A 22591-nucleotide genomic window follows, 5' to 3' on the forward strand; every position below is an offset into this window, starting at 1 on the left:
TCTTATTAAGCAAAACGCGCCATACACAGGCGCAACTGGTCCAGCCCGCGGCGTATCCAGGTCTTGACCGTGCCCAGCGGCAGGCTCAGTTGCTGGGCCAGTTCGCCGTGGCTCAGGTCGCGCACATAGGCCAGGCTCACCACTTCGCGCTGTTTGTGGTCCAGCTTGCCCAGGCACTGGTGCAAGGCCCAGGCCTGTTCGCTGGCCTGGGCTGTGTCCATGGGGGTGGGGTTGTCGCTGGCCAGCGTGTCGGCCAGCACCTCGTCCAGCTCCTGGGTCACATGGCTACGGTCCGCCGTGCGCCGGCGCAACATGTCCAGGCCGCGGCTGCGCACGATCAGGCCCATCCAGGCCATGGGCGGGCTCAACGAGGCGCGGTAGTCGGGGGCGGAGCGCCAGATGGACAAAAAGGCCTCCTGCAACACGTCTTCGGCCCAATCGCGGTGGGTGACGACGCGCAGGGCCAGGCCATAGAGCTTGGGCGCACATTGGCGGTACAAAACCTTGAGGGCGGCATCGTCCTGCTGCGCCACGCGCTCCAGCAGGGCAATCAGCAGGGCGTCGCTGGTGTCTGTATTCATGTCAGCATTGTGCGGGAAGGCGCCGGGGTGGCGCGCAGGCCCCGCGGTATCCCATGGCAGCCGGGGGTCACTATCAAATGGATAGCGACTAGCGCTTATTTCACGGGGGCTAGAGGGCAAAAACATGGTGAGTGCTCCCTGGTGGGGCGGTTTGCATAAAAGGGTGTACGTACTGAATACGCAGGCCAGCGGCCATCGGATTCAAAGGGGATCCACATTTGGGGGTGTCCGAATCTGCGCCGCTCCGGCACAATCTCCTTAAATAGAAGCTGGGGAGGACAATCAATGGGAGGCGTACGCTGGGCGGGCGGGGTAACCGGAATCGCCATGTTCCTTTTGGGCGCGTTCTGGATGTTTATGTGGCTGATTGGCAGCAACGGGTTCAGCAGCAGCCGCGGCAGCGTGATCCTGGGGGGCAACCTGTTGCTGGTGGTGCTGGCCATACCGGGCGCCACCTGGCTGGCGTGCCGCCTGAGCCGCCGCTGGCTCACCGAGGGCTGGCCGCTCTGGAAAGCCACGCCACTGGCGATCGTTTGCGCGTTTGCGGCAGGCCTCGCTTTCCTGTCCGTCACCTGTTTTGGGGTGCTGGCTGTGGCCAGCGCCTGACCAAAACGCAGTGCGATACTGAACGCCATGCGCCTGGTCTTCCTCTGTATCCTTGTGCTGGCCGGGCTCAGTTGCCACTGCCGCGCCTGGGCGGAAGATGCGGTCACGGTGGTGCTGAGTGAAGACGGTGGCGTCTACGCCGAATTTGCCAGCCAGCTCGGTCTGGCCCTGGGCCAGGCTGGCGGCGCCAGGCCCCCGCTGCGCGTAGTGACACTCAATAGCCTGAAGGACGAACCGACAGGCCGCGGCAGCCAAGGCCAGTTGCTGGTTGCCGTGGGCACCCCGGCCATGACCGCCATGGCCCGCAAGCCGCCCAATGTGCCGGTGCTGAATGTGCTGGTGCCGCGTGCCAGCTTTCGCAGCCTGGCCCGCTCCAGCCCCCGCACACAAGACAGCAAACTTTTTTCTGCTGTATTTTTTGACCAGCCCTGGGCCCGGCAACTGTCCCTGATCCGCAACGCCGTGCCCGGCCGCCGGGTCGGTATTTTGCTGGGCAAGGATTCGGCCGACCTCAGCGCCACCCTGCTGACCGCCGCCCGCGAGGCGCAAATGGTGGCCAGCATAGAGATGGTTGCCGACGAGGCCGATTTGTTGCCCGCCCTCAAACGCCTGCTGCCCAACACCGATGCCCTGCTGGCGGTGCCCGATGCCACCATCTACAACCGCAGCAACATCGCCACCATCCTGCTGACCAGTTACCGCGCCAAGGTGCCGCTGTTCGGGTTTTCCCCGTCGTATGTGAAGGCAGGTGCGCTGGCGGCGGTCTACAGCCAGCCGGCACAAATCGCGCTGCAGGTGGCCGAAATCATCCAGAACCTGCCGGCCAGCGGCAGCCTGCCAGCGCCCCAATCGCCACGGTATTTTTCGGTCAACGTCAACCCACAGGTTCGCATGTCCCTGGAGCTGAGCATGGACGATGAGGCGCAGCTTCTGCAAAAACTCAAGCAGGGCCCGGAGGGCACCCCATGAAGAACTGGCGGATCACCCACCGCATCTTGCTGCTGGCGCTGGCGCCTATCTGGATCATCACGATTTTGCTGACGCTGCTGGTCGTGGTGGGCGGCATCACCGAAATCGACGGTGCGCTCAAATTGCGCGGCACGGTCATCGTGCGCCAGCTGGCACCGGCCAGTGAGTACGGGGCCTTCTCGGGCAATAGCGAGGTCTTGCAGGCGCTGGCCCAGGCCGTGATGCGCGAGGACGATGCCAAGGCCGTCATGATCACCGACACCCAGAACCGGGTGCTGGCGGTCAGCGGCACGCCAGGGCGTTTCAGTCTGGACCACAGGGGGACGGTGGACCAGGCACAGGTATTGCACAGCGACAAAGACGCCCTGGTCTTCGCCGCGCCCATCTACCAGGACGCACGCCAGGGCGACGGTTTTGGCCTGCTGGACCAGGCCGCCAGCACACCGGCCAACGCGGCCAAACTGCTGGGCACCGCCTACCTGGAGTTGAGCACCGCCAACAGCCAACACAGCAAAAACATGTTTATGCTGGTCTGCCTGCTCATTGGCGCCCTGGGCACGGCCAGCGCCACGGTGCTGGCCCTGCGCATGAGCCGCGAGCTCACGCGCCCCCTGGTGTCCTTGCTGGGCGGCGTCAACCAGATGGCACAGGGCAAACTGGAAACCCGCATTCCCACCCAGTCAACGGGTGAGCTGGCCGAGCTGGAAAACGGCTTCAACCTGATGGCCGCGGAGCTGCAAAGCAGCCACGAGGCCATGCGCAAGGCCAATGTCAACCTGGAGCTGCAGGTCGCCCACCGCACCCAGCAGCTCAAAGACCGCAACCTGGCACTGGAGCAGCTGTCCAAGACGGACCAGCTCTCACGCGAGCAGGCCGAGGCGGCCAACAAAGCCAAGAGCGAGTTTCTGGCCAATATGAGCCACGAAATCCGCACGCCCATGAACGGCATCATTGGCATGACACACCTGGCCCTGCAGACCCCACTGGACACCCGCCAACGCCACTACCTGCAAAACGTGGAAACGGCCGCCAAGGGATTGCTGGGGGTTATCAACGACATCCTGGATTTCTCCAAGATCGAGGCGGGCAAGGTCAGCTTCGAGCAAGTCGATTTCCAGCTGGAAGACGTGTTGTATGGTGTGACCGACCTGGCGGTGATCAAGGCACAAAAGAAAGGGCTGGAGCTGCTGTTCCGCATCGACGCCCAGGTGCCCCATGCCATGGTCGGTGACCCGCTGCGCCTGCGGCAGATCCTGACCAATCTGGTGGACAACGCGATCAAGTTCACCGAACACGGCGAGGTGACCGTCTCCATCAGCACGGTCTCGGTGGATGCGGACGGTGCCGTGCTGCGGTTTGCCGTGTCCGACACCGGCGTGGGCCTGGACACCGAGCAAATCAGCCGCCTGTTCACACCCTTCACCCAGGCCGACAATTCAACGACCCGCAAGTACGGCGGCTCCGGACTGGGGCTGACCATTTGCAAACGGCTGGTGGAGCTGATGTACGGCCAGATGGATGTCACCAGCGAGCCCGGTGTGGGCAGCACCTTCTTCTTTACCGCACGGTTCGGGCTGCGCGCAGCGGACCGGCCGCGCACCGCCGCGCTGGCACCCATGGATGCACTGCGGGTGCTGGTGGTGGACGACAACGCCAGCGCACGTGACATCTTCCACGGCATGCTGCAGTCCATGCAGATCGAGGCCGTCTGCGTCACGAGTTGCCTGCACGCCCTGGATGCACTGGAACAGGCACACCGGGACGGCAAACCCTTTGGTCTGGTCCTGGTCGATTGGCATATGCCCAACATCGACGGCGTGGAGACAATACGCCGCATCCAGGCAACCGCCAGTCTGCCTACTCCGCCCATGTGCATGATGGTTACGGCCCACAGCCGCGAAGAACTGCTGCGACAGGTACAGGATTCGGGCATCGGCATAGACGGTCTGTTGATCAAGCCGGTGGCCCCCTCCACCCTGCATGACAGCATCATGACGGCGCTGGGCACGGATGCCAGTCCGCGCCGAAGCGCGGTCGTGGGGCGCAGCGCACGCGCTGACGTGGAGGCCGCCTTGCGGGGTGCCCACATCCTGCTGGTCGAAGACAACGACATGAACCGCGAATTTGCGCTGGAAATCCTGGGCCGTGCAGGCATTCAGGTGGATGTGGCCAGCAACGGCAGGGAGGCACTGGAAAAGATTGACTGTTTCCACTACGACGGTGTGCTGATGGATTGCCAGATGCCGGTCATGGACGGTTTTGAGGCCACCCGCTGCATCCGTGCCGACGTGCGCTTTGCCACCCTGCCCGTGATTGCCATGACGGCCAACGCCATGGCGGGTGACCGTGAACGCTGTGCCGCCGCCGGAATGAACGACCACATTGCCAAACCCATAGACATAGACCTGATGTTTATGACCTTGGCGCGCTGGATGAAACCCCGCACCGGTACCGATGTGGCGTTTGCCACGCCGCAGCTGCCGCAGCCCACCCCCATGCCCCAGGTCGCCGACCTGGACATCGCAAAGGTCGTGGCGCGTATTGGGGAAGACGGCGCCCTGTTCCGCAACATGCTGCGCTGGTTTGCCGACGGTCAGGCCGACTTTGTACGTGACCTGCGGGCAGCCATCGCCACGGGTGACCACGACACGGCCCGGCGGCTGGCGCACACCCTCAAGGGCGCCGCTGGCGACATCGGCGCGACCCGCCTGGGTGAGGCGGCCAAGCGCCTGGAGGCTGCATTACAAGCCCCCACCGCCAAGGCGCCGCCCGCTCTGGTGGATGCGGTGGAGGCCCTGCTGGTCCAGCAACTCAGGCACATCCGGCAAGCGATAACACCGCAGGACGGTGCAGCGGTTACACCGAGCGCTCCGGCCGACGACGGAGAACTGGCCACCCTGCTGCGCCAGATGGCTAAACTGCTACGCAACGACGATGCCCAGGCGCTGGAATTGCTTCCCGCCCTGGCGGTACATGGCAAACGCAGTCGGCAGGCCGAAGAATTTCACCGCCTGCAGAGTTTGGTGGAGCGCTTTTCGTTGAACGATGCGCTTATGGTGTTGCACGGCATCGCAGCGGGCATGGACATCGCGCTGGATTGAGGTTCACAGGACATGGTGGTGCATATGAACAATATCCCCGCATTTGCGGGTGAGGCGACGGTTCTTGTGGTGGACGACACGCCCGCCAACCTGTCGCTGATGAGCAGCCTGCTCAAAGACACCTACAAGGTGAAAGTGGCCAATGGCGGCGAGCGCGCCCTGGAGATTGCGCAATCCGACACACCGCCTGATCTGATACTGCTGGACATCATGATGCCCGGGCTGGACGGTTATGAGGTGTGCCGCCGCCTCAAGGCCCAGGAGTCCACCAAGGACATCCCCATCATTTTCATCACCGCCATGGCGGACGTTGAAAACGAAAGCATGGGTTTCGCCCTGGGTGCGGTGGACTACATCTCCAAACCCTTCAACAAAACCGTGGTCAAGGCACGCATCCGGGTGCACATGCAGCTCAAAAGGCAAAGCCGCCTGCTGGAAAACCTGGTGTTCCTGGATGCACTGACGGAGATACCCAACCGCCGCGCCTTGGACCAGGCCTTTGCGCAGGAGTGGGCGCGCAGCATGCGCGCGGGCCAGCCGCTGTCCTACATCCTGATCGACATTGACCTGTTCAAGCAGTTCAACGACCACTATGGCCATGGCAGTGGGGACGAGTGCCTGGCACGTGTGGCCAAGGCGCTACACGCCTGTGTACAACGGCCCGGTGACTGCCTGGGCCGGTATGGTGGTGAAGAATTTGGGGCCATTTTGGCCAATACCGATCTGGACCAGGCACTGCAGGTTGCACAGAATTTTCATACCAGTATTGCAGGCCTGCAAATTCCCCACGCACGCTCTGAAGTTGCGCCCCAGATAACCATCAGTATTGGTGTCGCGACCACTAAACCAGTTGCAGACCAGAGCAGCCACGGTTTGAGCGATGCTGCAGACCGCATGTTGTACGCCGCCAAACACGGCGGCAAGAATACGACGCGTTACCAGCGGCTCTGAGCCCCAAATTTGTTACAAATTGCGGGATAAGCATGGCATCATGGTGCAGCACCTGTACACCTGCAACCATGTCCCATTCAGCATATTTCAAGCGACTGACACCGGCGGCGTTAGCATTTTTTGTAGGGCTGGCTTACGGACCTTGCGCCGCACAAGCCCAAGGGTCTGCGGACGATGTTTTTACCCAGGACCTTCCCCTGGTGCTCACCGCGTCGCGGCTGGCGCAACCCGTATCGGAAGCGCCCAGTGCGGTCACCGTGATCGACCGGCAAATGATTGTGGCATCGGGTTTTCGCACCGTGCCCGAGCTGATGCGGCTGGTACCGGGCATGTATGTGGGGTTTGTGGACGCCAACCGCCCGGTTGTGTCGCTGCATGGCTCTTCCGATGAGTACGCACACCGCATGCAGGTCTTGATCGATGGGCGCAGTGCCTACCTTCCACCGTTTGGTGGTGTGCACTGGGCGGATCTGCCCTTGCTGACGGAAGACATTGAACGCATAGAAGTGGTGCGCGGCCCCTCGTCTGCATCCCACGGCGCCAATTCGTTCTACGGTGTGATCAACATCATTTCGCGTGACGCGGCAGACCAGACCGGCACCAGCGTATCGGCCAGCGGTGGACATGCGGCGGACGCTCTGGTTCGCTTTGGTCGCACAGCGGGCAATTTTGACTACCGGGTTTCACTGGGCTACCGCTCGGACCGGGGCCTGGACAACTTTGTGCTGAACGACCGCAATGCCACGCGGGTGGTCAATTTTCGCGGCAACTACCACCCCAGTGCCACCGACAGTGTGGACATCCAGATGGGCAGCAGCGACGGCGTGTATGGCCTGGGTATAGAAGGCCGGCCGGAAGATGCCTTTCGCAACACCACGGCACGCAGCGACTTCCAACAATTCAGCTGGCTGCATGTGTGGCCCAGCGGGGACGAGAGCAAGCTGACCTATTCGCGGGCCAGCCGCCGATCCAGGGACCCCTATATCTGCATTGACAGTGAGGTATGCGAAAACAAGGTCATTGGCAAGACCGCCGCCGAAGGTTTTACCACCCGCGACGTCTACACCCGGCGCCATGATCTGGAGCTGCAAAACACCATGCAGTGGGGCGCAAACAACCGCCTGGTTTGGGGGGCAGACCTGCGCAGCGACCATGCAGACTTCCCGCTGCTGTTTGCACGACCTTACACCGTCAACCCCTGGCAGTTTTTTGTCCACAACGAATGGCGTTTGCCCAAGTCGGCTGTGTTCAATATCGGCACCATGCTGGAAGACGACGGCATGGGCAATCGCAGCCATTCACCACGGGCCTCGCTGAACTACCATGTCTCGCCGGAGCACACCCTGCGGATTGGCGTCTCGACCGCTACCCGCAGCCCGGTGATGTCGGAGGCCTTTATTGCAGCCGACAACACCATCTGGGGTGGCGCCTATGTGCCACCCACACTGGCACTGACACCCGAACGTGTGGTGTCGCGCGAAATCGGTTACATCGGTGAATTGCGCCAGTTGGGCCTGTCCGTTGAGGCCCGGCTGTACAACGAGTCCGTTCGCAACCTGATCTGGTGGGACAAATGTGTTGAACTGTCCCGCTGCGCCGATGGTTTCGCCAACCTGTTGGCTGCCGAATACCAGGGCCTGGAAGTCACTGCGAAGTTTCGCTGGGACGAAGGGCGGAATTTTTTGATTGCCAACTACGCCCGCCAGCACGCATCGGCCCGCATGGACGCGTTTCCGACCCAGTACTTTCACCCCGTGATTGGTGGTGCGGTCAAAGACTTCTATGACAGCAAGTACCTGGCCCTGTTCCCGCAGTCTGCACCGCTGAACAGCGGCAGCCTGTTGTTGTCCATGGCACTGGCGGACACGTGGCGGCTGAGCACGGGGTATTACTTCAGGGACCAGGTGCGGGTTTTGGATGTGGCGGAGGACGTGACACCGGAATACAGCATGCACCGCATCGACATGCGCCTGGCCAAGACGTTCAAGTTTGAACAGGGTCGCCAGGCAGAAGTGGCCGTGGTGGTGCAGAACCTCAACCGGGATGATTACCCGAAATACGGCACGGTCAACCGCGTCGCGGAAGTCCCCTTCACACGGCGCGCCTGGTTGACTGCGGCCCTGCATTTCTGACGGCCGCGCCCGGCGCTACATATTGCGCCGGTACTGACCACCCACCTCAAACAGCGCATTCGTGATCTGCCCCAGTGAGCAGACACGCACCGCATCCATCAGCACCTCAAACACATTCTTGTTGTCGATAACCGCCTGTTGCAGGCGCTTCAAGATGGCTGGTGACTCTGCGGCGTGCGCGGCGTGGAAAGCAGCAAGGCGCTTCAGCTGGTTCTGTTTTTCCTCGTCGGTGGAGCGGGCCAGCTCCAGTTTGTCCATGACCTGGTCGCCATGCGGGTTACGGAAGGTGTTGACACCAATGATGGGCAGTTCACCGGTGTGTTTGAGCATTTCGTAGGTCATGCTCTCGTCCTGGATCTTGCCGCGCTGGTAACCGGTTTCCATCGCCCCCAACACACCACCCCGATCCGCAATCGCGTTGAACTCGGACAGCACGGCCTCCTCCACCAGCTCGGTCAGCTCTTCGATGATGAAGGAGCCCTGGTTCGGGTTCTCGTTTTTGGCCAGACCCCACTCGCGGTTGATGATCAACTGGATGGCCATGGCGCGGCGCACGGAATCTTCGGTCGGCGTGGTGATGGCCTCGTCGAATGCGTTGGTGTGCAAGCTGTTGCAGTTGTCGTAAATCGCAATCAGCGCCTGCAGCGTGGTGCGGATGTCGTTGAACTGGATCTCTTGCGCGTGCAGGCTGCGGCCACTGGTTTGGATGTGGTACTTGAGCTTTTGTGATCGCTCATTGGCACCGTATTTCTCTTTCATCGCCACAGCCCAGATGCGGCGCGCCACGCGGCCCATGACCGTGTACTCGGGGTCCATGCCATTGCTGAAGAAGAACGACAGGTTGGGCGCAAAGTCGTCGATGTGCATGCCGCGGGCCAAATAGGCTTCGACCAGCGTAAAGCCATTCGACAACGTGAACGCCAGTTGGCTGATGGGGTTGGCCCCAGCCTCGGCAATGTGGTAGCCGCTGATGGATACGCTGTAGAAGTTGCGCACGTTGTGGTGCACAAAATACTCGGCTATGTCGCCCATGACTTTCAGCGAAAACTCGGTGGAGAAGATACAGGTGTTTTGCCCTTGGTCTTCTTTCAGAATGTCGGCCTGCACCGTGCCGCGCACATTGGCCAGCACCCATTCCTTGATCTTGGCCGCTTCGGTGTCCGTGGGTTCGCGCCCGTTGTCGGTCTTGAACTTTTCCAGGTTCTGGTCAATGGCGGTGTTCATGAACATGGCCAGGATGGACGGCGCGGGGCCGTTGATGGTCATGGAGACTGACGTGCTGGGGCTGCACAGATCAAAACCGCCGTACAGCACCTTCATGTCGTCCAACGTGGCGATGGACACACCACTGTTGCCAACCTTGCCGTAGATGTCGGGGCGTGGGTCGGGGTCGTTGCCGTAGAGCGTGACCGAGTCGAATGCGGTGGACAGGCGCTTGGCGGCCATGCCGCTACTCAGCAGCTTGAAGCGGGTATTGGTGCGGAAGGCATCACCTTCGCCCGCGAACATACGGGTCGGGTCCTCGCCTTCACGCTTGAAGGCAAAGGTGCCGGCGGTGTAGGGGTAGCTGCCGGGCACGTTGTCCAGCATCAGCCACTTCAGGATTTCGCCATGGTCCTCATACGTGGGCAGGGCCACCTTGCGGATGGTGGTGCCGCTCAGCGACTTGGTGGTGAGTGCAGTGCGCAGCTCCTTGTCGCGAATCTTGACCACATATTCGTCACCGGCATAGGCGCGTTGCATTTCGGGCCACTGGTTCACCAGTTTGCGGGCGGCAGGGTCTTGTGTCTCTTCGCGCAGCACGGCCAAGCCTATGACGGCCTCGCAAGCGCGTACCTTGTCCGGATTGGCAGCTTCCAGCATTTTTGCGGAGGCACGCAATTGCTGAATTTCACGCGCCAGGCGGGCCTGGGCGCGGGCGTGGTGTTTGTAACCACGCACCGTGTCGGTGATTTCTGCCAGGTAACGGGTACGGGCGGCGGGCACGATGGGGGTCTGGTTGCTGCTGTGGCGCACGTTCACCGTGGGCAAACGGACACCGGTGGTGTCAGCTTGCAGCCCCAAAGCCTGTAAACGTGGCAGCAGAGCCTGGTACAGCGCCGTCACCCCGTCGTCGTTGAAACGCGCGGCCATAGTGCCAAAAACCGGCATTTGGTCCGGCATCGTGGTCCAGGCTTCCTTGTTGCGTTGCACCTGTTTGGCGACATCGCGCAGCGCGTCGCTGGCACCCTTGCGGTCAAATTTGTTGATGGCGACGAACTCGGCAAAGTCCAGCATGTCGATTTTTTCCAGCTGGCTGGCCGCACCAAACTCGGGCGTCATCACATACATGGGCACGTCCACCAAGGGCACAATGGCCGCGTCACCCTGACCAATGCCCGAGGTCTCGACGATGATGGCATCAAAACCCGCCACCTTGCAGGCGGCGATTACGTCGGGCAAGGCCTGGCTGATCTCGGAACCAAAGTCGCGTGTTGCGAGGCTGCGCATGAAGACACGCTCGCCGTTCTGCCACGGACTGATGGCGTTCATACGGATGCGGTCACCCAAGAGCGCTCCACCGCTCTTGCGGCGCGACGGGTCTATGGAGATGACGGCCAGGCGCAAGCTATCGCCCAGGTCCAGCCGCAGACGGCGGATCAGCTCGTCGGTCAGCGAGGATTTGCCGGCGCCGCCGGTGCCGGTAATACCCAGGACCGGTATCTTTTTTGTAGCAGCAGAAGCACGTAACTCGGGGGCTAGAGGGTGTTTTCCTTCAGAAGCTTCCAGCCCGGTGATCAGTTGTGCCAACGCGCGCCAGGATGCTGTGGTGTGGCCTTGTACCGCTTCAAGCGCTGCCGGCGCAAAACCCGTCAGATCTTTGTCGCAGCGCATCACCATCTCGCCAATCATGCCGGCCAGCCCCATGCGCTGGCCGTCTTCGGGGCTGTAGATGCGGGTCACGCCGTAGCCTTGCAGCTCGGCAATCTCGCTGGGCACAATGACGCCTCCGCCGCCGCCAAACACCTGGATGTGCGCGCCGCCGCGCTGTTTGAGCAGATCGACCATGTATTTGAAGTACTCGACATGGCCGCCCTGGTAGGAGCTGATGGCAATGCCCTGTGCATCCTCTTGCAGGGCTGCGGTCACCACCTCGTCCACGCTGCGGTTGTGGCCCAGGTGGATGACCTCGGCGCCCATGCCCTGCAGGATGCGGCGCATGATGTTGATGGCGGCGTCGTGCCCGTCGAACAGGCTGGCGGCGGTGACAAACCGCACCTTGTGCGTGGGGCGATAGTTGGCCAAGGCTTTGGCTTCTGCGGACAGGTCGGACATGGGGATGCTCCTAAATCACTGCGCCTATTGGACTGGCGCAGTTGACGTTTACGTAAACGTCAACTGTAAACCATTTTCCGCCGATCGTGGAACCGGGAACCCCACGGCAACCAGAACAGAGCGCTTGGCCCGCGCGGAACCCAGTGAGTTGCCTCTAAATTTGTGGCACTGACCTTGCATCCACCGGTTGCAGCCATTTTGCGCATTGTTGGAAAGGTTTATATGAAGACACCCTTCGGTACCCGTCGCTCCGTCTTTGCCGCCCTGTGTTGTATCGCCGCCCTGGGCGCCGGCGCCCTTCACTCCCACGCTGCGGATGTTTTGCAGGTAGTTGCAAAACCGGGACAGGCAACGCTGGTGGTCAACGGAACGGGTGTTCGGCGCGACGCGGCCGCAGAGCTGTACAGGGCAACCCTTTACATGGAGCACCCAACGTCCGACCCCGCCCAGGTGGCGCTCATCCGCGGCCACGCGAAGTTCCGCGTTGTCCTGCTCAAGGATGCCAGGGCTTCGCAGCTGACCCACCTGTTGACCCAAGGCCTGGTGGCCAATGCCAGCGACGACGAGCTGATTACGCTGGTGTCTGAAATCTTTGAGGTGAGTATGTTGCTCAATGAACAGGGCAGCTTGGCAGCCGGTGACAGTATTGAGGTGGCGTCCCACCCCGCCAGCGGAACGACCGTAAGCCTGCACACGGCCAAGCCCAGCGCCCAATCCTTTGCCAACCCCCTGTTTTTCAAGGTCATGATGGGCGTTTGGCTGGGCAAACAACCAGCCGACCCCGGCCTGAAGCGTGCACTGCTGGGGCAGCCCAGCTAGGCGCTTGAATGAATTACAGTGGCACTCCCAACGGCGAGCCGCAGGCTCGCCCGCCATCCGGGAGAAGACCATGCACCCTTTACAGCTTTTTGACGCCGCATCCAGCACCTACACCTACGTCGTTTTCGACGAAACCACCCGCGATGCCGTCATCATCGACCCCGTAGACCAGCAGGTGGAGCGTGACCTGGCCGTGCTGAGCCAGTACGGGCTCAAGCTGCGCTGGACGGTGGAAACCCACACACACGCGGACCACATCACCGCCGCCAGCCTGCTGGCCGAACACACCGGCGCCCAGACGGCGGCACCCCAGGCCTGTGGCATCAGCACCGCAGCATTACAAATGGTGGACGGTGACCTGCTGCGTTTTGGGCGTGAAACGCTGTTGGCCTTACATACCCCAGGGCATACCGCGGGCAGCATGAGTTTTGTGTGGCGCAACCATGTGTTCACCGGCGACACCCTGCTGATCAACGGCTGTGGCCGCACCGATTTCCAGTCGGGCAGTGCCGAGGCGCTGTACCACTCGCTGACCGAGGTCTTGTTCAAACTGCCGGATGAGACCACCGTATGGCCGGGGCATGACTACCAGGGCCGCACACACTCCACCATCGCCACCGAACGCAGCTGCAATGTGCGGATCGCTGGCCGAAGCCTGGAGGATTTTGTCGCCGTCATGGCGACGCTGAACCTGCCCAAACCCAAACGCATGGACGAAGCCGTGCCGGCCAACCAGAGTTCCGGCGTACGGCACGACGCCGACAGCGCGGGTACCGCCGCCCCGCGCAGCGCCGATGGCTACGCGGGTGATGTGCCACCGGCTCTGGCCTACAGCTGGTGGCAGGCCGGCGACGCCGTGTTAGTGGACGTGCGCACCGACGCCGAGCGCGAATGGGTGGGTTTTGTACCCGGCGCCGTGGCATTGGCCTGGAAGCAATGGCCGGGCATGGCCATGAACCAGGGATTTGACGAAGGCCTGTGCGCCGCGGTGGAGCCGGGCAAAAAAGTGGTGCTGCTGTGCCGCAGCGGTGTGCGCTCGGTGGCGGCTGCCAAACGCGCCACCGAACTGGGTTTTGAGGCCTACAACATTCTGGAGGGTTTTGAGGGCGACCCCGATGCCAATGCCCAGCGCGGTCGCAAAGGTGGCTGGCGCCTGCGGGGCCTGCCCTGGCGCCAAGGATAATGGGGCATGACCTTTCTCGCTCTGGATATCGGCAACACGCGGCTCAAGTGGGCGCACTATGCATCCCCCCGACCCAATGCCGCGCTGCTGGCCCAGGGTGCGGAGTTTTTGGAGAACATTGACAAGTTGTCCGAAGGCGCCTGGAAAGACCTGAAGGCGCCCCAGCACATCCTGGGTTGTGTGGTGGCAGCCGATGCCGTCAAACGCCGCCTGCAAGAGCAGATGGAACTGTGGGACGTCGCCCCGCAATGGGTGGTGGCCAGCGAGGCCGAGGCCGGTTTGCGCAATGGGTATGACCACCCCACACGGCTAGGGTCGGACCGCTGGATTGCGATGATTGGCGCCTACCACCGCATGTTGTCGCAGGGTGCGCCCCGCCCCATGGTGGTGGTCATGGTGGGCACCGCGGTGACGGTGGAGGCTGTGGACGCCAGTGGCAAATTTTTAGGCGGCCTGATCTTGCCGGGCCACGGCATCATGCTGCGGGCACTGGAATCCGGCACCGCCGGCCTGCACGTGCCCACGGGTGAAGTGAGCCTGTTCCCCACCAACACCAGCGACGCGTTGACCAGCGGCGGCACCTATGCCATTTCGGGCGCGGTAGAACGCATGGTGCAACACGTGCGCCAGCACTGTGGCGCCGAGCCCCTGTGTGTGATGACGGGTGGTGCAGGCTGGAAAATGGCGCCGCACATGTCGGTGCCCTTCGAACTGGTCGACAACCTGATTTTTGACGGCCTGCTGGAACTGGCCGCCGTCCGGTTCCCGGGTTAGATATCCAGGAGTTGGGAGAAATCGGTGTCGGTGGCGCGGCGGCGTTCTACTTCCACCACTGCGCTGGACTCGAACATGTGGTCCACAATCGTGGCCTCGGTTTCACCGTCGCGCGGGCCGGCCAGCAGGGCACGGTCCACCATGCGCATCAGCAGGGTGCGGGCCACCTCAGGGCTTTCGCCATGCATGTCGAATGTGGCGTTGATGGTGAGGCGCACCGTGGCCAGGTCGGGAATGCGTTCGGCCAGCCTTTGTACCGAGCCCGTGTCCTGCAAAACCGCGCCGTCGTGGCCCACAAACAGAATCCGGGCGGGCACCTTGGGCGACAAGACATGGGACATGCCTTCGGTGTTGACGACCAGCATGGTGCCATTGGCAAAGTCACGTGCCCAAGCAGTTTTGCCGCCCTTAAAACCGCGAATCGTGAAGCCGTATTCGCGTGGGGACACAAAAAACCGGCCCGTGGAATCCACCGCGGGGTCATCCACTTCCAGGTCGTCGTGGATAAACACATACCGCACCACCCCGGGTGAAATCTGGCGATGGATGGCTTCTGGCAGGCCTTCCGGCTTGTCCCGGGAAGTCAACTCACTCCAAATCGTCACGGCATAGCTCCCTTTGCGCTTAAACGCTATAAGCCTGCATCATACTAATTTTGTCGCTACGCGAGCCATGCTTCCGCCAGTTTTACCCAGTAAGTCGCGCCCAGCGGGATCAATGCGTCGTTGAAGTCATAACTGGGGTTGTGCAGCATGCAGGGGCCGCCGCCATGGCCCATTTCGCGGTGGGCGCCGTCACCGTTGGCAATAAAGGCGTAACAACCGGGCTTGGCCATCAGCATGTAGGCAAAGTCTTCCGCGCCCATGGTGGGCTCCTGGGCGGTCACATTGGCCTCACCCACGATGCTGGCCATGACCTTGCGCGCAAATTCGGCTTCTTTGGCGGCGTTGATGGTGGGCGGGTAGTTGCGCACAAATTCAAAACTGCACTCCATGCCAAAGGCTGCGGCCGTGTGTTTGGCAATCTCGCCCATGCGCTGCTCGATCATGTCCAGCACCTCAATGCTGAAGGTGCGCACCGTGCCCCGCAATTCGCAGCTATCGGGGATGACATTGGTGGCCTCGCCGGCATGGATCATGGTGACGGAGATCACACCAGCGTCGATGGGTTTTTTGTTGCGGCTGATGATGGTCTGGAAGGCCTGCACCATCTGGCAGGCCACCGGCACCGGGTCTAGGCCATTGTGCGGCATGGCCGCGTGGCCGCCCTTGCCCCGTATGGTGACCGTGAACTCGTTGCTGGACGCCATCACCGGCCCGGCACTGACAGCAAACTTGCCCACCTCGGAGCCCGGCCAGTTGTGCATGCCAAACACAGCCTCCATGGGAAACTGCTCGAACAACCCGTCCTTGATCATCTCCCGGGCGCCGCCGCCGCCCTCTTCGGCGGGTTGGAAGATCAGGTAAACCGTGCCATCAAAGTTGCGCTGTTTGGCAAACTGCTGCGCCGCGGCCAGCAGCATGGCGGTGTGGCCATCGTGACCGCAGGCATGCATCTTTCCGGCATGTTGGCTGGCGTGGGCAAAGGTGTTGAATTCCTGCATGGGCAGGGCGTCCATGTCGGCCCGCAGGCCAATGGCGCGGTTGGAGGTGCCGGCCTTGACAATGCCCACCACGCCGGTGGTGCCCATGCCACGGTGAATGGGGATGCCCCAGGCGGTCAACTGGGCGGCCACCACATCGGCCGTGCGCTCTTCTTTGAAACAGAGTTCGGGGTGTGCATGGATGTCGCGGCGGATCGCCCCAATGGCGGGCGCGGCGGCAACCAGTTCGGGAATAAGCTTCATAACAGTCCTGGTGTTGGCGTTGAAAACACATTATTACGCCCAAGGCTTTACCATGGCGGCCATGCCTGATTCAACCCCTTCTATCGCTACCCCATCCGTCCGCGACGCCTCAGATGACGCTCCACATGACGTCCTTGGCGCCTGCCCGCACGACTGCCCGGACACCTGCTCCCTGGTCACCACGGTGCAGGGCGGCATTGCCATCAAGGTGCATGGCAACCCCGCCCACCCCCACACCGACGGCGCGTTGTGCACCAAGGTCTCCCGCTACACCGAGCGCACCTACCACCCCGAACGCATCCTGCACCCGATGAAACGCAGCGGGCCCAAAGGTTCGGGCCAGTTTGAGCGCGTCACCTGGGACCAGGCGCTGACCGACATCGCGCAGAAGCTGACCGCCATTGCCGCCCGGGGGCCAGACGCCGCCCAGGCCATACAGCCCTACAGCTACGCCGGCACCATGGGCCTGGTGCAGGCCGAAAGCATGGCGGCGCGTTTTTTCAACCAGTTGGGCGCATCGTTCCTAGACCGCACCATCTGCGCCACGGCCGGTGGCGAGGGCATGACCCAAACCCTGGGTCGCAAGGTTGGCATGCGGGTGGAGTTTTTTGCCGAATCCAAACTCATCATCATCTGGGGCAGCAACTCCATTGCCAGCAACCTGCACTTCTGGCGCTATGCCCAGGTAGCCAAGCGCAATGGCGCCAAACTCATTTGTATAGACCCGCGCAAGAGCGAAACCGCAGACAAGTGCCACGAACACATCGCCCTGCGCCCCGGCACCGACGCGGCGCTGGCGCTGGCGCTGATGCACGAGCTGATCGCCAACAACTGGCTTGACCACGACTACATCGCCCAGTACACGCTGGGCTGGGACGCCCTGAAGGCCCGCGCGCTGGAGTGGACGCCGGAGCGGGCCGCCGAAGTCTGCGGCATTGAGGCCGAACAGATCCGCTCCCTGGCGCGCGACTACGGCGGCTGCTTCCAGCGTGGCGAGCCGGCCGCCATCCGCATGAACTACGGCCTGCAGCGTGTCCGCGGTGGTGGCAATGCGGTGCGTGCCATAGCCTGCCTGCCGGCATTGATTGGCGCCTGGCGGCACCGGGCGGGTGGTGTGCTGTTGTCCAGCTCGGGCACCTTCCCGGTGGACACCGCGGCCCTGCAGCGCCCGGATCTGCTGGCTGGGCGCACGCCGCGCACCATCAATATGTCCACCATTGGTGACGACCTGCTGCGCCCCGCGTCGCCCGACTTTGGCCCGGCGATCGAAGCCCTGGTGGTCTACAACAGCAACCCCGTGGCTGTGGCGCCCGAGTCCAGCAAGGTAGTGCAGGGCTTTGCGCGCGAAGACCTGTTTACCGTGGTGCTGGAACACTTCCAGACCGACACCGCCGACTATGCCGACTACATATTGCCCGCCACCACCCAGCTGGAGCACTGGGATGTGCACCTGAGCTACGGCCACACCGATGTGCTGCTGAACCGCCCGGCGATTACGCCCGTGGGAGAGGCCAAACCCAATACGCAGATCTTCCGCGAGCTAGCGGCGCGCATGGGCCAATACGACCCCGGATTTCTTGACCCCTGTTTTGCCGAAAGCGACGAAGACCTGTGCCGCGCCGCCTACGGCCCGGCGGTGGATTTTGAGCTGCTGCTCAGCCAGGGTTTTGCCACACTGAAGGGAGCCGACGCGCCTTTTGCCGAAGGCGGTTTCCCCACACCTTCGGGTCGCTGCGAGTTTTTCAGCGCGCGCCTGCAGGCCCAGGGCCTGGACCCGCTGCCCACCTACCTGCCCAACCATGAGCTGGCCGGCAGTTCGGCCGCCTACCCGCTGGCCATGATCTCGCCACCGGCGCGCAATTTTCTGAACTCGACCTTTGTCAACGTGAAGAGTCTGCGCGACATCGAAGGCGAACCCATACTGGAAATGCACGCAGCGGATGCCGAAGCACGCGCCATACCCTCGGGCGCCGTGGTGCGGGTGTTCAACCAGCGCGGCGAGTACCTGTGCAAAGCCGTGGTCTCCAAACGGGCGCGGCCGGGTGTGGTCAACGGCCTGGGCGTGTGGTGGCGTAAGCTGGGGCTGGCAGGCACCAATGTCAACCAGCTCACCAGCCAGAAGCTGACCGATATGGGCAAGGGCCCTACCTTCTACGACTGTCTGGTTGAAGTGGCATTGGCAAAATAGGCCTCTAGCCCCCGTCAAATGGACAACTATTGCTATATTTTATATAGCAATTCGCAACACCCCTTACGCTGGCTTCACATCGATGTGGTACACGCCCCAAGGGCACAGACCAAACCGCTGCTTCAGCGGTTTGTCCTTGAAGTCCGCCAGGTTGTCGGCATCGTAGACCGCCCACTGCGGGCCCAGGCCGCCCAGAGACAGGGGCTGGCCGTCCATGTGGGTTGCCAGCACCATGCGGTAGCGCCGGATGTCGGCCAGGCTGATGGCCACGTTGTAGCCATCCACCGCCCGCAGGCCGACCAGGACGTTGCTGCCCGGTGCCACGCCCGCCGCTTCCAGCACGGTGCTGAGCAGGGGCCCGGACAGGGTGTGCACCTTGGCGTCGTACTCCAAGGTGGGTTTAATTTGCACGGCTGGCATGCGGTGCAGCGCGGCAGCGTCCAGGGCCAGGGCCTTGTCAAAATTGATGCCGTGTTTGACCATCATCTGGTCCAGCGCACTGTCCAGCGCGCCACGGTTGCTCTTGGTGACCGCCGCACCACTGATGGTCAGCAAAACCGGTCCGCGGGACGCGGGTGTGGCGGCCTGCACAGACACCGCAACCGGCAAAACACCCACCAGTGCAGAACCTGCCAAAAAATCGCGCTTGTGCATGCATGCTCCCTTGATTGATTGCGTAGAAAAATCATTCTAGCCACGGCCTTCACAGCCTTGGCACACGCATGGGCATGGCCTTGACGGGCCTGTTCTTGTACAGTGCGGGCATGATGACCGTTGACAAAACGCTGGCCCTCAGCCTAGTGACCCTTACCGTATTGCTGGTCGGCTGTGGCACCACCCCATCGGCAAGAAATTCACAAAACTTTCCAGAAAACATAGAGTACCCGGCCCGCCTGACCGCAGACCAGGCGGGCGATGTCACCATCTATGCCATTGGCCTGGTGGGTACGCCCTACCGCTACGGCGGCAATACGCCGGAATCGGGTTTTGACTGCAGCGGCCTGATCGGCCATGTCTACCAAACCCGGGCACAGGTCGCACCGCCCCGCACCGTGGCCAAGCTCAACGGCTGGGGTTATCCCGTTGCCAATGACAGGGTCCGCTCCGGTGATCTGGTGCTGTTCACCCAGCGCGGGGTTGTTTCCCACGCGGGTATTTACGTGGGCCAGGGGCGTTTTGTGCATGCCCCATCGACAGGTGGAGAGGTCAGGCTGGACTACCTGGCATCCAAGTACTGGTCCGCGCAACAGGTGGCTTTTCGGCGGCCGTAGTCAACGCGCAGGCATTCCAGCCGTTAAGCAGCAACGGCTCCGTCTGGAAAACCATGAAATCCACCACCAAATCCCTCACCGTCGCCCTGCTCACCCTGGTCATTACAAGCAGCGCGCTTGCAGATGGTCCCCGGGGCCGCTACTCCCACAACCCGCACCGCGGTCACCATGAGCGGCACCACAACAACCACTCCGCCAATTGGGTTGCACCACTGCTGTTCCTGGGGCTCGCCGGGGCGGTCATCGGTGCCGCGGCCAGCCAGCCAAGCCCACCACCACCGCAGCAAGTGTATGTACCGCCACCGGTCACCTATGTGCAACCCGCTCCTGTCTACGTGGCGCCCCCGGTTGCCATGCCGGCACCCGCCCCGCAGCCAGCCCAGGCCTGGTACTTTTGCAGGTCGATCGGGCAGTATTACCCCTACACCCCAAGCTGCCCGGAAGCCTGGCAACTGGTATCCCCCACTCCCCAGCAGTAACAAACCGGCCCTGCGCCGGTGTGTCTCAGCCGTGCTGGGAGGCCTTGGAATGCCATGTTCCAATATGGCATTACTTCTGCGTTTGAATTGACGACCCCATGAACCACACTACCCAAGGCCTGGAGCGATTTGTAGAGGCCCAGGCCCCGGTCTACCACACGGTCATTGCCGAGCTGTCCATGGGCCACAAAGAGACGCACTGGATGTGGTTCATCTTTCCGCAACTCAAAGAGCTGGGCAAAAGTGCGATGGCCAAACGTTACGGCATCGAATCAGCAGACGAAGCCAAGGCCTACCTCGCACACCCGTTGTTAGGCAGCCGCCTGGTGGAATGCACCAAGCTGTTGCTGGCCCAGAGAAATGCCAATGCGTTCGAGATTTTCGGGTCGCCGGATGAGTTGAAACTGCGGTCCTGCATGACCCTGTTCGCGGTGGCTGCACCCGAACAGCCGGTTTTCAAGCAGGCGCTGGATGTGTTCTTCAGGGGCAAGGCTGACGAGGTTACTGTGAAGCTGCTGGCACCGTCAGTTGGAAAATAATGCCGCTGGGTTACAGACTCAGGAGTTGAGCAGCCGCCACGCCAAGAAGGCGCCAAGCACCACATTCCCAATTGCAAACACCACAATCATCAGACTGACCAGCACACCCAACGCATAGGTTTGTGCAATCCAACCCAAAACCATGGACATCAGGTTTAACGCCGCCATGAGCCAAAACAGTGGATTGCGTGGTTGGTACAAACGGCTGAGCTTCATCGCGCTAGTTGCAGTCTAGATTTGAGCCAGAACTGCGTGGTCGTGCTGAATCCAATTGACCCACATGAACCACGCTGGAAACCGCCTTGAAACTGATTATTTCAAATGCCCAATTGCCTGGAATTTCGGCTAGAAAGTGGCGCGGTTTGAAAGCGAAATCAACACTTCGCTTAAACCAGGTACCGGCTTTCGTTGTGTAGGCATAAGTATTCCGAAACGGAACAGCTATGGTTCCAGGAACACGACCTGTCCCTGGAACCATAACCGTGCCGCGGAGTGAATCATAACCGTTCCGCTACCAGCAAATAGCTCACGATTCGATCCCTGATTGACTGATTTTTGGGCAGATTTCAATCCGCGGGCAAAGAGGCGTTCAACCTAAGAGAGCAATGGACATGCGTTGTCGCAGCGCCTGTGCTTGAAAATTGCCGACGCACAAGAAAAATTGATCGAACAGTGAGATTCTTCAGATCGACCGCAAAGGAGCCTGTCAGAAATTTTGTGTGCGAGGCATAACATGTCAACAAGGAGCATGAATGCCAAGCAAGACAAAGAGCGCCACGGTGGCGGACAACGCAACACAACTTCAAATCCCAGCCGAGTTGCTGGACCAACTGGTGACCGGCCCCATGACAGCCGGTCAAGTCCAGGGACTGTTTGACCAGTTCAAAAAGGCCGTGCTGGAGCGGGCACTGGCTGGAGAAATGAGCCATCACCTGGGCTACGCGCCGGGCAAGGCCAAACCCGAGGGAGCGCCTGCAAACCACCGCAACGGCAAAAGCGCTAAGACGGTACTGACCGATGCAGGAGCCCTGCGCATTGACGTCCCGCGCGACCGGGAAGGCACGTTCGAACCCCAACTCATCGGCAAACACGAGCGCCGTTTCACCGGCTTTGACGACAAGATCATCGCCATGTACGCGCGTGGCATGACCGTGCGCGAGATACAGGCGTTTTTGAGCGAGATGTACTCGGTCGATGTATCGCCCGACCTCATCAGCCGCGTGACTGACGAAGTCATGAGCGAGGTGACAGCCTGGCAGAGCCGCCCATTGGAATCCATGTACCCGGTGGTGTTCTTCGATGCGCTGCGCGTCAAGATTCGTGAGGACGGGGTGGTGCGCCCAAGGCCGTGTACTTGGCCCTGGGCGTGCTGGCCGATGGCAGCCGCGACATCCTGGGGATCTGGGTCGAGAACACCGAAGGGGCCAAATTCTGGATGAAAGTGTTCAACGATTTGAAGACCCGAGGTGTGCAGGATATCCTGATTGCCGTCACCGACGGGCTCAAAGGCATGCCAGAGGCCCTGGGCGCGGTGTTCCCGGCCACGACACTGCAAACGTGCATCGTGCACCTGATACGCAACAGCCTGGACTTTGCCAGTTGGAAGGATCGCAAGGCGCTGGCTGCGGCCATCAAACCCATCTACACGGCGGTGAGCGCAGAGGCAGCACAGGCTGAACTCGATGCATTTGAGGCAGGTCCCTGGGGCCAGAAGTTCCCCACCGTGGTGGGAGCCTGGCGCAGGGCTTGGGACAGAGTGATTCCCTACCACCATTTCATAAACTTGCCTACGCCCATCAGAGCCATCAGCATTCCGATGACGATGCATAAACTCTTG

The 22591-nt window shown here is 61.7% G+C and carries 18 protein-coding genes and 2 pseudogenes; 14 read left to right on the forward strand and 6 right to left on the reverse strand.

Annotated elements, in window-relative coordinates; all coding sequences use genetic code 11:
* Nucleotides 1–5: 5 nt before the first annotated feature.
* Nucleotides 6–581, reverse strand: a complete 576-nt coding sequence (locus tag HZ993_RS12575) for an RNA polymerase sigma factor (protein WP_209393091.1) — start codon at nt 579–581, stop codon at nt 6–8.
* 327 nt (nt 582–908) lie between these two features.
* Here HZ993_RS12575 and HZ993_RS12580 point away from each other — a divergent pair, with 327 nt between their 5' ends.
* The 5 genes from HZ993_RS12580 to HZ993_RS12600 all read left to right on the forward strand — a co-directional run bounded on the left by HZ993_RS12580 (nt 909) and on the right by HZ993_RS12600 (nt 8340).
* Complete coding sequence (locus HZ993_RS12580) at nt 909–1187, forward strand: hypothetical protein (protein WP_209393092.1); 279 nt, start codon at nt 909–911, stop codon at nt 1185–1187.
* Nucleotides 1188–1214: 27 nt separating this feature from the next.
* The gene (locus HZ993_RS12585; protein ID WP_209393093.1) at nt 1215–2156 is read left to right on the forward strand and encodes an ABC transporter substrate-binding protein; all 942 of its coding nucleotides are present in this window, start codon (nt 1215–1217) and stop codon (nt 2154–2156) included.
* Entirely contained in the window at nt 2153–5257 is a 3105-nt protein-coding gene (locus HZ993_RS12590) for a response regulator (RefSeq protein ID WP_209393094.1), read from the forward strand. Before HZ993_RS12585 ends, HZ993_RS12590 begins: the two co-directional genes overlap by 4 nt.
* Before the next feature lie 24 nt (nt 5258–5281).
* Nucleotides 5282–6208, forward strand: a complete 927-nt coding sequence (locus tag HZ993_RS12595; protein ID WP_209393095.1) for a diguanylate cyclase domain-containing protein — start codon at nt 5282–5284, stop codon at nt 6206–6208.
* A gap of 68 nt (nt 6209–6276) precedes the next feature.
* Complete coding sequence (locus HZ993_RS12600; RefSeq protein ID WP_209393096.1) at nt 6277–8340, forward strand: TonB-dependent siderophore receptor; 2064 nt, start codon at nt 6277–6279, stop codon at nt 8338–8340.
* 15 nt (nt 8341–8355) lie between these two features.
* Here the strand turns inward: HZ993_RS12600 and icmF are convergent, their stop codons facing one another.
* A complete protein-coding gene (gene icmF, locus HZ993_RS12605) occupies nt 8356–11655 on the reverse strand; it encodes a fused isobutyryl-CoA mutase/GTPase IcmF (RefSeq protein WP_209393097.1) in 3300 nt (1099 codons plus the stop codon).
* A gap of 222 nt (nt 11656–11877) precedes the next feature.
* Between icmF and HZ993_RS12610 the strand changes: the two genes are divergently transcribed.
* The 4 genes and pseudogenes from HZ993_RS12610 to HZ993_RS12620 all read left to right on the forward strand — a co-directional run bounded on the left by HZ993_RS12610 (nt 11878) and on the right by HZ993_RS12620 (nt 14431).
* Nucleotides 11878–12474 (forward strand): chalcone isomerase family protein, encoded by a 597-nt coding sequence (locus HZ993_RS12610; protein ID WP_209393098.1) that lies wholly within the window; start codon nt 11878–11880, stop codon nt 12472–12474.
* 70 nt (nt 12475–12544) lie between these two features.
* Nucleotides 12545–13045 (forward strand): annotated as a pseudogene (locus HZ993_RS25080) (MBL fold metallo-hydrolase); the annotation flags it as partial.
* Nucleotides 13046–13285: 240 nt separating this feature from the next.
* Nucleotides 13286–13657: a rhodanese-like domain-containing protein gene (locus tag HZ993_RS25085; protein WP_371817000.1), complete on the forward strand. Its 372-nt coding sequence runs from the start codon at nt 13286–13288 to the stop codon at nt 13655–13657.
* Nucleotides 13658–13663: 6 nt separating this feature from the next.
* Nucleotides 13664–14431, forward strand: a complete 768-nt coding sequence (locus HZ993_RS12620; protein WP_209393100.1) for a type III pantothenate kinase — start codon at nt 13664–13666, stop codon at nt 14429–14431.
* Here the strand turns inward: HZ993_RS12620 and HZ993_RS12625 are convergent.
* Entirely contained in the window at nt 14428–15036 is a 609-nt protein-coding gene (locus HZ993_RS12625; protein ID WP_209393101.1) for a hypothetical protein, read from the reverse strand. The two genes, HZ993_RS12620 and HZ993_RS12625, sit on opposite strands and share 4 nt — an antisense overlap.
* A gap of 56 nt (nt 15037–15092) precedes the next feature.
* Nucleotides 15093–16277, reverse strand: a complete 1185-nt coding sequence (locus HZ993_RS12630) for a M20 aminoacylase family protein (RefSeq protein WP_209393102.1) — start codon at nt 16275–16277, stop codon at nt 15093–15095.
* 61 nt (nt 16278–16338) lie between these two features.
* Between HZ993_RS12630 and HZ993_RS12635 the strand changes: the two genes are divergently transcribed.
* Nucleotides 16339–18465 (forward strand): molybdopterin-dependent oxidoreductase, encoded by a 2127-nt coding sequence (locus tag HZ993_RS12635; protein ID WP_209393103.1) that lies wholly within the window; start codon nt 16339–16341, stop codon nt 18463–18465.
* Nucleotides 18466–18528: 63 nt separating this feature from the next.
* On the opposite strand, the gene HZ993_RS12640 is transcribed toward HZ993_RS12635, so the two are convergent.
* Nucleotides 18529–19119 (reverse strand): molybdopterin-dependent oxidoreductase, encoded by a 591-nt coding sequence (locus HZ993_RS12640; RefSeq protein WP_209393104.1) that lies wholly within the window; start codon nt 19117–19119, stop codon nt 18529–18531.
* Nucleotides 19120–19232: 113 nt separating this feature from the next.
* Here HZ993_RS12640 and HZ993_RS12645 point away from each other — a divergent pair, with 113 nt between their 5' ends.
* From HZ993_RS12645 to HZ993_RS12655, 3 genes are all read left to right on the forward strand, one after another.
* Entirely contained in the window at nt 19233–19736 is a 504-nt protein-coding gene (locus HZ993_RS12645; protein ID WP_209398451.1) for a C40 family peptidase, read from the forward strand.
* Nucleotides 19737–19789: 53 nt separating this feature from the next.
* Nucleotides 19790–20215 carry a hypothetical protein gene (locus HZ993_RS12650; RefSeq protein WP_209393105.1) on the forward strand — a complete coding sequence of 142 codons (426 nt, stop codon included), beginning with the start codon at nt 19790–19792 and terminating at the stop codon, nt 20213–20215.
* A gap of 98 nt (nt 20216–20313) precedes the next feature.
* Nucleotides 20314–20754, forward strand: a complete 441-nt coding sequence (locus HZ993_RS12655) for a DUF1810 domain-containing protein (protein ID WP_209393106.1) — start codon at nt 20314–20316, stop codon at nt 20752–20754.
* Nucleotides 20755–20772: 18 nt separating this feature from the next.
* Here the strand turns inward: HZ993_RS12655 and HZ993_RS12660 are convergent, their stop codons facing one another.
* Entirely contained in the window at nt 20773–20970 is a 198-nt protein-coding gene (locus HZ993_RS12660) for a hypothetical protein (protein ID WP_209393107.1), read from the reverse strand.
* Between the two features lie 536 nt (nt 20971–21506).
* Between HZ993_RS12660 and HZ993_RS12665 the strand changes: the two are divergent.
* Nucleotides 21507–22561 (forward strand): annotated as a pseudogene (locus tag HZ993_RS12665) (IS256 family transposase); the annotation flags it as partial.
* Between the last annotated feature and the right edge of the window lie 30 nt (nt 22562–22591).

The sequence above is a fragment of the Rhodoferax sp. AJA081-3 genome (assembly GCF_017798165.1).
Classification (GTDB): Bacteria; Pseudomonadota; Gammaproteobacteria; order Burkholderiales; family Burkholderiaceae_C; genus Allorhodoferax.